This window comes from Amycolatopsis sp. NBC_01488, from assembly GCF_036227105.1.
In the GTDB taxonomy this organism is placed as follows: Bacteria; Actinomycetota; Actinomycetes; order Mycobacteriales; family Pseudonocardiaceae; genus Amycolatopsis.
Map to the genome: position 1 here is coordinate 5,181,293 of NZ_CP109434.1, position 11,879 is coordinate 5,193,171.

The window sequence follows — 11,879 nt, forward strand, 5'->3', positions numbered from 1 at the left end:
CGCCGTGGACAGCGTTGTGGCGCCTGTGTTGCCGTGGACGTCGAGCCGTCTCCCCAGAAAGGAAGCCGCCCGCCGATGGAGCGTGAGATGACGGGGTTTGCGAGCACTCCGGGCGAGCCGGTCGCCGTGGTCGGGCTGTCCTGCCGCCTCCCGGGCGCGGACGGGCCCGCCGCCTTCTGGCGGCTGCTGACCGAGGGCCGCAGCGCGATCACCGACGTGCCCGCCGGCCGGTGGGACGCCGAGGAAACCGGTGTCCGCCAAGGCGGATTCCTCGACGACGTCGACCGCTTCGACGCCGCGTTCTTCGGCATCTCGCCCCGCGAAGCCACCGCGATGGACCCGCAGCAGCGGCTGGTGCTGGAACTCGCGTGGGAAGCCCTGGAGCACGCCGGGATCGTGCCCGCGAGCCTCGGCGGCAGCGCCGCGGGCGTGTTCGTCGGCGCCATGGGGGACGACTACGCCGCGCTCGTGCACGCGAGCGACCCCGCGGCGATCACCCACCACACCATCACCGGCGTGCACCGCAGCCTGCTCGGCAACCGCGTCTCCCACCTGCTCGGCGCGCACGGCCCGAGCTTCACCGTCGACTCCGGGCAGTCGTCCTCGCTCGTCGCCGTCCACCTGGCGGTGCAGAGCCTGCGCCGCGGCGAGTGCCCGATCGCGCTGGCGGGCGGGGTCAACCTCACCTTCGCGCCGGGCAACGCCGTCACCGTGGCTCGCTTCGGCGGGCTTTCGCCGGACGGCCGGTGCTTCACCTTCGACGCCCGGGCCAACGGTTTCGTGCGCGGCGAGGGCGGCGGGCTCGTCGTCCTCAAGACGCTCTCGCGGGCGCGCGCGGACGGCGACGAGATCCTGGGCGTCATCCGCGGCACCGCGGTCACCAATGACGGCGCGAGCGACGGCCTGACCGTCCCGGACGCCGAGGCCCAGGCCGCGGTGGTGCGCGGCGCCCACGCCGACGCCGGGATCTCGCCGTCCGCGGTCGGCTACGTCGAACTGCACGGGACCGGGACGAAGGTCGGGGACCCGATCGAGGCGGCCGCGCTGGGTGCGGTCTTCGCCGCCGGACGCGACGAGCCGCTGCCGGTCGGCTCGGTCAAGACGAACATCGGGCACCTGGAGGGCGCGGCGGGCATCGCCGGGCTGCTCAAGGCGCTCCTCGCGGCGCGCCACGCGACGCTGCCCGCGAGCCTGAACTTCGCGACGCCGAACCCGGCGATCCCCCTCGACGAACTGAAGCTCCACGTCGTGGCGGAGCGGACCGGCTGGGCCGCCGAACGCCGGATCGCCGGCGTCAGCTCGTTCGGCATGGGCGGGACCAACGCCCACGTCGTGCTCGAAGCGGCCGAGCCCGTCGCCCCTCGCGAGGCGACCGACGCGGCGGCACCCTGGCTGCTCTCGGCCCGCACCGCGACGGCGCTGCGAGCGCAAGCGCGCCGCCTGCTGTCGCATGTGGACGACCACCCCGAACTGTCCCCTGTGGACGTCGGCTGGTCGCTGGCGACGCGTCGCACGGCGTTCGAGCACCGCGCGGTCGCCGACGGCCGCGACGGGTTGCGGGCGGTAGCCGACGGAATGGCCGTCACCCAGGGCGTCACGGCCACGAACGACGGCCGCGTCGTCTTCGTCTTCCCCGGCCAGGGCGGCCAGTGGGCCGGGATGGCCGCCGAGCTGCTCGACGCCTCGCCGGTGTTCGCCGCGCGGCTGGCCGAGTGCGCCGCCGCACTCGCGTCGCACCTCGACTGGGACGTCGTCGACGTCCTCCGCCACGGGACGCCGTCGCTCGACCGCACCGACGTGCTGCAGCCCGTGTTCTGGTCGGTCGCGGTGTCGCTGGCCGCCGAGTGGCGGGCGCACGGGGTCGAGCCCGGGGCCGTGCTCGGGCACAGTCAGGGCGAGCTGGCGGCCGCCGTCGTCGCCGGTGCGCTGTCGCTGGCGGACGCGGCGCGGATCGTCGCGCTGCGCGCCAAGCTGCTCGCCGACCGGATGGCCGGGAACGGCGGCATGCTGTCGGTCGACCTGCCGGTCGCAGCCGTCGCCGAGGTGCTCGCGGCCTACCCCGGCCGCCTCTCGGTCGGCGCCGTCAACGGCCCGGCGACGACCGCGGTTTCCGGCGACCTCGACGCCCTCGACGAACTGCAGGCCGAGCTGTCCGCCCGCGAGGTGCGCTGCCGCCGGATCGCCATCGCCTACGCTTCCCACTCCGCGCAGGCGGAGCCACTGAAGGACGAGCTGCTGCGGCTGATCGCCGGAATCCGGCCGACGGCGGCGAAGATCCCGTTCTACTCGTCGACCGCGGGCGGCCTGCTCGACACCGAACGGCTCGACGCGGACCACTGGTTCGCGAACCTGCGGCAGCCGGTGCTGTTCGACCCGGCCGTGCGGGCCGCGCTGGCCGCTGGGATGGGCGTGTTCGCCGAGATCAGCCCGCACCCGGTGCTCGTCGGCGGCCTGCTGGAGACCGCGGCCGACGCCGGCCGCCCGGCCGCGGCGGTCGGCACGCTCCGCCGAGGCGACGGCGGCCCGGCCCGCTTCGCCACGTCGGTCGCCGAGCTGTGGACCCGCGGCGGCAGCGTCGACTGGACGGCCGCGTTCCCCGGCGCCCGCCCGGTGGACCTGCCGACGTATGCCTTCCAGCGCGAGCGCTTCTGGCTCGACGGGAACACCGCCGAAACCGTCGGTGCGCACCGATACGCTGGTAACCGGGGGCCGGAGGCACGCCCAGCGCAGCCGGCCCAAGACCTTCTCGACACCGTCCGCGCCCACACCGCGCTGGTGCTCGGCCACCCCGGCCCGGAGGCGATCGACCCCGCGGCGTCGTTCAAGGATCTCGGCTTCGACTCGATCATCGGCGTCGAGCTGTGCACGCGGCTGTCCGACGCGACCGGCCTGAAGGTGCCCGCGACCTCGGTGTTCGACCACCCGACCCCGGCCCGGCTCGCCGCGATGCTGCGCGGTGAGCCGTCCGGGATCTCCCCGGGCGCCGAAGCCCGCGCCGCCGAGCCGATCGCGATCGTCGCCATGAGCTGCCGGTACCCGGGCGGCGTCCGCTCGGCCGACGAGCTGTGGCAGCTGGTCGCCGACGGCCGCGACGTCATCGGCGGCCTGCCCGCCGACCGCGGCTGGGACCTCGACGGCCTGTACGACGCCAACCCGGGCAAGGCGGGCAAGTCCTACGCGCGCCACGGCGGTTTCCTCACCGACGTCGCCGAGTTCGACGCGGACTTCTTCGGCATCTCGCCCCGCGAAGCCCTCGCCATGGATCCGCAGCAGCGGCTGCTGCTGGAGACCACGTGGGAGGCGTTCGAAAACGCCGGCATCGACCCCGCGTCGCTGAAGGGCAGCCGCACCGGCGTCTACGTCGGGGCCACCTCGTCCGAGTACGGCCCGCGCCTGTTCGAAGGCGGCGAAGGCTTCGACGGCCACCTGCTGACCGGCACCACCGGCAGCGTCGCGTCCGGCCGGCTGGCCTACGTCCTCGGCCTGGAGGGCCCGGCGCTGACGGTCGACACGGCATGCTCGTCCTCGCTGGTCGCGCTGCATCTCGCCGTGCGCGCGCTGCTGGCGGGGGAGTGCACGCTGGCGGTCGCCGGCGGCGCGGCCGTGCTGGCCAGTCCCGGCATGCTCGTCGAGTTCAGCCGCCAGCGCGGCCTGTCGGCCGACGGCCGGTGCCGGGCCTTCTCGGCCGACGCCGACGGCACGGGCTGGGCCGAGGGCGCGGGTGTCGTGCTGGTCGAGCGGCTCTCCGACGCCCAGCGGCTCGGCCACCCCGTGCTCGCCGTCGTACGCGGCACGGCAGTCAACTCCGACGGCGCGTCCAACGGCCTGACCGCACCGAACGGGCCGTCCCAGCAGCGCGTGATCCGCTCCGCGCTGGCCGACGCCGGGCTCACACCGTCCGAAGTGGACGTCGTCGAGGCCCACGGCACCGGCACGCCGCTGGGCGACCCGATCGAGGCCCAGGCGCTGATCGCCACCTACGGCCACGACCGCGAACGGCCGCTGCTGCTCGGCTCGCTGAAGTCGAACCTCGGGCACACGCAGGCCGCCGCGGGCATCGGCGGCGTGATCAAGATGGTCCAGGCCCTGCGCCACGGCGTCGTGCCGCAGACGCTGCACGCCGACGAGCCCAGCCCGAAGGTGGACTGGTCCGCCGGCGCGGTGACCCTGGCCGCGGCGGCGCAGCCGTGGCCGGAGACGGGCGCGCCTCGCCGGGCCGGGGTGTCGTCGTTCGGCATCAGCGGGACGAACGCGCACGTCATCGTCGAGCAGGCGCCGCAATCGGTTCCCACGGCGTCCGAAGAGGACGGACTGGGCGTGTGGGTGCTGTCCGGCCGCACCGAAGCCGCGGTGGTGGACCGGGCGTCGGCGCTGGCGGAGACGTCGCACGGCGTCGCCGCAGTCGGCTGGTCCCTCGCCTCGACGCGGACCGCGTTCGAGCACCGGGCCGCCGTGGTCGGCGAACGCGCCCAGCTCCTGGACGGCTTGCGCGAAATCACCACGCGGACCCCGGGTGCGTCCGTGGTCACCGGCGTCACGGGCCCGGTCGGCCGGACGGTGTTCGTCTTCCCCGGTCAGGGCGCCCAGTGGGTCGGCATGGCGGCCGGCCTGCTCGAGGAGTCGGCGGTCTTCGGCCGGCGGTTCGCGGAGTGCGCGGCGGCGCTCGAGTCCTTTGTCGACTGGTCGCCTGTGGACGCTCTGCGCGAGGGCGAGTTGGACCGGGTCGACGTCGTCCAGCCTCTGTCGTGGGCGGTGATGGTGTCGCTCGCCGCGCTCTGGCAGTCGTACGGCGTCACGCCGGACGCGGTCGTCGGGCACTCCCAAGGCGAGATCGCCGCGGCCGTGGTCGCGGGTGGACTGTCCCTCGAGGACGGTGCGCGCGTGGTCGCGTTGCGCAGCAAGGCCATCGCGGCCGGACTGGCGGGCAAGGGCGGCATGGCCTCGGTCGCGCTGGACGCCGAACGCGTGCGGGCGTTGCTCGACGACCGGATCTCGATCGCGGCGTTCAACAGTCCGTCGTCGACGGTCGTGTGCGGCGACCCGGCGGCCCTGCGGGAACTGGTCGCGCGCTGCGAACGTGAGGGCATCCGGGCGCGGGCGATCCCGGTGGACTACGCGTCGCACTCCGCGCACGTGGAGGCGATCGAAGCCGAGTTGTGCGAGGCGCTCGCGGACATCCGGCCGCGGACCGGGCAGATCCCGTTCTCTTCGACCGTCACCGCCGAACCGATCGACACCGCGACCCTCGACGCCGGGTACTGGTACCGCAACCTGCGCCGGCCGGTCCGGTTCCACGAGACCGCCGTAGCGCTCGCCGAGCGGGGGCACCGCTTCTTCGTCGAGGTCAGCCCGCACCCGGTACTCGGCGGCGGACTCCAGGAGACCACGGATGCGGCCGTCGTCGGGACGTTGCGGCGGAACGAGGGCGGGCTCCGCCGGTTCCTGCTGTCCGCGGCCCAGCTCTGGGCGCACGGTCACGACGTCGACTGGTCGGCCCTCTACCCACAGCGGCGCACGGTGAGCCTGCCCACCTATCCCTTCCAGCGGCAGCGGTTCTGGCTCGAACCCGCGACCAAGCCCGCCGACGACAGCCGGTTCTGGACCGCGTTCGACGACGGCACGCTCGGCCTCGCCGAGGACACGCCGTGGCGCGACGCACGGCCGGTGTTGGCCCGCTGGCGGCGGCAAGCCGACTTGGACCACTGGCGCCACCGCATCGCCTGGCGCGCGTTGCCGGAACCGCACGCCACTCCGCTCACCGGCACGTGGCTCGTCGTCACGCCCACCGCCGGAGTCCTCGCCGGACTCGACGCCGACCTAGTCGACGTGCTCGTCACCGACGACGACCGCGCCACTCTCGCCGAACGGCTGGCCGGGCTGAACCCCGCCGGAGTCCTCGCGCTGGCGACGTCCGACGACCCGATCCACGCCGTCACCAGCGCGGCCGTGCTCGTCCAAGCCCTCGGGGACGCCGGGATCGACGCGCCGCTGTGGTGCCTGACCCGCGGCGCGGTCGCCGCGGCCGACACCGACCCGGCGCCGAAGCCGGAGCAGGCCGCGGTCTGGGGGCTCGGCCGGGTGGCCGCGCTGGAGCACCCCGGCCGCTGGGGCGGGCTGATCGACCTGCCCGCGACCTGGGACGCCGACGTCGCCGCCCGCCTGGCCGCCGTACTGTCCGGAGTGGACGGTGAGGATCAGGTCGCCATCCGGCCGTCCGGCGTGTTCGCCCGCCGGCTGGTCCCCGCGTCCCTGCGGGGCAAGTCGCCGGCCCAGACCTGGGAGACGCGCGGCACCGCGCTGGTCACCGGCGGCACTGGCGCGCTCGGCAGGCACCTCGCCCGGTGGCTCGTCGCGCGCGGTGCCGAGCACGTCGTCCTGACCGGGCGCCGCGGCGCCGACACGCCCGGCCTGGCCGAGCTGCGGGACGAGCTGGCCCCCCGGGTGAGCGTCGTGGCCTGCGACGTCGCCGACGCGGACGCCCTCCGCGAGCTGGTCGACGGCCTCGACGACCTCCGCACCGTCGTCCACGCGGCCGGGACCGGCACGCTCGCCGCGCTCGACGACACCGACCCCGCCGCGATCGCCGAAGTCCTGCGGGCCAAGGTGCTCGGCGCACGGCACCTCGACACCCTGCTCGGTGACCGCGAGCTGGACGCCTTCGTGCTCTTCTCCTCGATCTCCGGCGTCTGGGGCGTCGCCGACCACGCCGCCTACGCCGCGTCGAACGCCTACCTCGACGCTCTCGCGCTGCGCCGCCGAGCACTCGGCCGGACCGCGCTGTCGGTGGCCTGGGGTCCCTGGGCGGGCGGCGGCATGATCGCCGAGTCCCTGCACGACGTCCTCGCCCGCCGCGGCGTCCCGGTCATCGAGCCCGAGCCCGCTCTCCTCGGCCTGGGACAGGCGCTGGACCACGACGAGGCGTTCGTCGCGGTGGCCGAGATCGACTGGCCGGTGTTCGCCGAGGTCTTTTCCGCCGTCCGGCCGAGCCCGCTGCTCGCCGAGCAACCCGAAGTCAAACGGCTTCGCGAAGAGACACCGGACACCGCGGGCTGGACCGAGCAGCTCGTCGCGCTTTCCGGACCGGAGCGCGAAAAGCTCGTGTCCACTTTGGTCCGGCAGCAGGTCGCGGCCGCACTCGGACACTCGACTCCGGAGAACATCGACGTCCGGCGTGCGTTCAAGGACCTCGGCTTCGACTCGCTCACCGCCGTCGAGCTGCGCAACCGGCTCAGCGCGGCGACCGGGCTGAAGCTGCCGAGCACGCTGGTGTTCGACCACCCGACGGCCGCGCTGCTGACCGAGCACCTCCTGGCCCAGGTGACGCCCGAGTCCACAGTGGACGACACCGCTCCGGTCGCGGTCGCCGACGACGACCCGATCGCCATCGTCGCGATGGGCTGTCGTTTCCCCGGCGGCGTCGCCACCCCCGAACAGCTCTGGACCCTGCTGACCGACGGCGTCGACGCGATCTCCGGCCTCCCCGCCGACCGCGGCTGGGACCTCGGCTCGCTCTACGACGCCGACGCGAGCCGGCCCGGCACCACCTACGCCCGCCACGGCGGCTTCCTCGCCGACGCCACCCGGTTCGACCCGGCGTTCTTCGGCATCTCGCCGCGCGAAGCCGTCGCGATGGACCCGCAGCAGCGGCTGCTCCTGGAGGTCTGCTGGGAGGTGTTCGAGCGCGCCGGCATCGACCCGGCCGCGCTGCACGGCACACCGGCCGGGGTGTTCGTCGGCATGACCGACCAGGCCTACGGCTCGGGCGGCGCCGAAGGCGAGGACTACCTGGTCACCGGCGCGGTCTCCAGCGTCGCCTCCGGCCGGATCGCCTACGTCCTCGGCCTGGAGGGCCCGGCCGTCACGGTCGACACGGCGTGCTCGTCGTCGCTGGTGGCGCTGCACCTCGCGGCGCAGTCGCTGCGCTCCGGCGAATGCTCGATGGCGCTCGCCGGCGCGTCGATGGTGATGTCGACGCCGAGCCAGTTCGTCGGCTTCAGCCGTCAGCGCGGCCTCGCGCCCGACGGCCGCTGCAAGCCGTTCGCCGCCGCCGCCGACGGGTTCGCGCTCGCCGAAGGCGTCGGCGTCCTGCTCGTGGAACGGCTGTCCGACGCGCGCCGCAACGGGCACCCGGTGCTCGCGGTGCTGCGCGGGTCGGCGATCAACTCCGACGGCGCGTCCAACGGCCTGACCGCGCCGAACGGCCGGTCGCAGCACCGCGTCATCCGCGCCGCGCTGGCGGGCGCGGGCCTGCGTCCGTCCGAAGTGGACGTCGTCGAGGCACACGGGACCGGAACCCCGCTGGGCGATCCGATCGAAGCGCAGGCGCTGATCGCCGCGTACGGGCCGGAGCGCGAACGGCCGTTGCTGGTCGGGTCGCTGAAGTCGAACCTCGGGCACACCCAGACCGCGTCCGGGGTCGCCGGGGTGATCAAGATGATCGAGGCCATGCGCCACGGCGTGCTGCCGAAGACGCTGCACCTCGACGAGCCGACCGCGGAGGTCGACTGGTCCTCGGGGGTGGTGGAGCTGGTGGCCGAGGACCGGGCGTGGCCGGAGACCGGGGCCCCGCGACGCGCAGGCGTGTCGGCGTTCGGCATCAGCGGCACCAACGCGCACGTGATCCTGGAGCAGGCTCCCGAAGAATCCCCGGTGGACGCCCTGCCGGACACCGTCGGCACGTGGGTCCTGTCGGCCCGCTCCGAGGCGGCCGTGCGCGCGCAGGCGGCGGCGCTGGCCGAGTCCGCCCACGGCGTCGCCGAGACCGGCTGGTCGCTGGTCAGCACCCGATCGACGTTCGAGTACCGGGCCGCGGTCGTCGGTGATCGCGACGAACTCCTGGCCGGGCTGCGCGAACTGGCCGCGGGCGGTCCCGTGAGCACCGGGACCGCGGGCGAGACCGTCTTCGTCTTCCCCGGCCAGGGTGCGCAGTGGGCGGGGATGGCGGTCGGCCTGCTCGACGAGGCGCCGGTGTTCGCCGAGCGGATCGCGGAGTGCGCGGCCGCACTGGCGCCCTATGTGGACTGGTCGCTGACCGACGTCCTGAGTGACGCGACCGCCCTGGACCGGGTCGACGTCGTGCAACCGGCGTCGTGGGCCGTGATGGTCTCCCTGGCCGCGCTGTGGCGGGCGCACGGGGTCGAGCCCGACGCGGTCGTCGGGCATTCCCAGGGCGAGATCGCGGCCGCGGTGGTCGCGGGCGGACTGTCCCTTGAGGACGGTGCGCGGGTGGTTGCACTGCGCAGCAAGGCGATCGCGGCCGGACTCGCGGGGCGCGGCGGGATGGCGTGGATCGCCGCTCCGGAAGCCGAGGTCACCCCCTTGCTGGCCCCCTACGGCGGCCGGCTCTCGATCGCCGCGGTCAACGGGCCGCGCTCGGTCGTCGTCTCCGGCGAAGTCGATGGCCTCGAAGCGCTGCTCGCCGAAGCCGGTGACCTGCGGATTCGCCGCATCCCGGTGGACTACGCCTCGCACTCGGCCGCGGTCGAGGCGATCGAGGCCGAGCTGGCCGAGGCCCTCGCGCCGGTCCGGCCCCGGCCGTCGGCGATCACCTACGTCTCCGGCGTCACCGGCGCCCCGGTGGACACCGGCACGCTCGACGCCGGGTACTGGTACCGCAACCTGCGTCAGCCGGTGCGCTTCCACGACGCCACGAAGACGCTCATCGCAGCCGGACACCGGTTCTTCGTCGAGGTCAGCCCGCACCCGGTGCTCGGCGGCGGGATCGAGGAGACCCTCGACGAGACGTCGGAGACGGCCGCCGTCGTCGGCACCCTGCGCCGCAACGCGGGCGACCGCCGCCGGTTCCTGACCTCCCTCTGCCAGCTGTGGACGCACGGCCACGACGTCGACTGGCCGGTCCTCTACCCGGTCAAGCGCACCGTCCCCGTGCCGACCTACCCGTTCCAGCGGCAGCGGTTCTGGCTCGAGCCGCGGTCATCGGCCCCGGCCGTCCGGTCCGCTGTGGACGAACTCCGATACGAGGTCCGCTGGAGCCCGCTGGCCACTCCGCGCCCCGCCTCGCTCGACGCGGGCTGGCTCGCCGTGGTCCCCGCCGGGCACGACTGCCGCGACCTGCTCGGCCCGGCCGTCCGCCTGCTCGAAGTGTCCACTGAGGACCGTGCGGAGCTGGCCGCCCTGCTGGCCGCCGAAGCACCACCCGTCGGCGTGGTCTCCCTGCTCGCACTGGACGACCGGCCGCACGCCGAGCACCCCGTGCTCACCGCCGGGCTCGCCGGGAACGTCGTGCTCACGCAGGCACTGGCCGACGCCGGGATCGCCGCGCCGCTGTGGTTCGCGACCCGCGGCGCGGTCTCGGCCGAGCCCGGCGAGCCCCTGGTGAACGCCGGCCAGGCGATGGCGTGGGGCCTCGGCGGGATCCTCGGCCTCGACCAGCCCGACCGCTGGGGCGGCCTCGTCGACCTGCCGCCCGCCACGGACGCCGCCACCGCCGGCCGGCTCGCGGCCGTCCTCACCGGCTACGACGGCGAGGACCAGGTGGCGCTGCGGCCGTCCGGGGTGTTCGCCCGCCGGCTGGTCCGCGCGCCGGCGTCCCCGCCCGCCGGAACACGCTGGCGGCCGCGCGGCACCGTGCTCGTCACCGGGGGTACGGGCGCACTCGGCGGGCAGGTCGCCCGCTGGCTGGCCGCCCACGGCGTCGAGCACCTGGTCCTGCTCAGCCGCCAGGGCGACAACGCGCCGGGGGCAGCCGAACTGACCGGCGAGCTGTCCGCGCTCGGAGCCAAGGTGACCGTCGCGGCCTGCGACGTCTCGGACCGCGACGCCCTGCGCGAGCTGCTCGCGGAACTGCCGTCGCTCGACGCCGTGGTGCACACGGCGGGCGCGGTGGACGTCGAACGCCCGATCACCGCCGTGACCCTGGCCGACTTCGCCGAGCTGGCCGAGGCCAAGGTCCGCGGCGCCCGCAACCTCGACGAGCTGTGCGGCGACCTGGACGCGTTCGTCCTGTTCTCCTCCGGCGCCGGCGTCTGGGGCAACGCGGGCCAGGCCGGCTACGCCGCCGCGAACGCTTTCCTGGACGCGCTGGCCCACCAGCGCCGCGACCGCGGGGTGCCCGCGACGTCGATCGCCTGGGGCGCCTGGGCGGGCGGCGGCATGGTGGACGAGAACGTCGGTGCGCAGCTGGAGCGGCGTGGCGTCCCGATGATGCGGCCCGAGCTGGCCGTCACCGCGATCCAGCCGTCGGTCGACAGCGGCAGCCCGACCGGCGTCGTCGCCGACATCGACTGGGCGAAGTTCACCCCGCTCTACACCGCCTCGCGGCAGCGCCCGCTGCTGCGCGAACTGCCCGAGGCGCAACAGGAATCCCCTGTGGACAGTGGCGGTGGCGAGCTGGCGAAGCGGCTGCAGGCGGCGTCGGAGAGCGAACGCGACCGGGTCGTGCTCGACCTGGTGCGCGGCGAGGTCGCCGCGGTGCTCGGCTTCCCGGGCCGCGACGCCGTCCGGCCGACGCAGACGCTGAAGGAACTGGGGTTCGACTCGCTGACCGCGCTCGACCTGCGCAACCGCCTCGGCGCGGCGACCGGCCTGAAGCTGCCCGCCACCCTGGTCTTCGACTACCCGACGCCCACCGCCGTCGCGAAGCACCTGCTCGCCGGGCTGGTCGTCGAGGAGACCGAAGCCGGCGACCTCGTCGGCGAGCTGGACCGGATCGAAGCCGCGCTGGCGGACCTGCCCGCCGACGACCTCGGCCAGGTCACGGCCCGGCTGCGGAAGCTGCTGTGGAAGTGGGACGACCCGGGCGACGACGACCTCGAAGGCGACGACCTCGAACTCGACACGGCGACCGACGACGAGATGTTCGCGGCGATCGACCGAGAACTCGGAATCTCTTGACGTGAGCGGAAACCAGGAGCGGACGC

1 protein-coding gene is annotated in these 11,879 nt (G+C 74.7%); it reads left to right on the plus strand.

Going from position 1 to position 11,879, the window contains the following annotated elements; genetic code table 11:
* The first annotated feature begins 87 nt into the window (after nt 1-87).
* Nucleotides 88-11,853, plus strand: a complete 11,766-nt coding sequence (locus OG738_RS25070; protein ID WP_329044517.1) for a type I polyketide synthase — start codon at nt 88-90, stop codon at nt 11,851-11,853.
* Nucleotides 11,854-11,879: the final 26 nt, after the last annotated feature.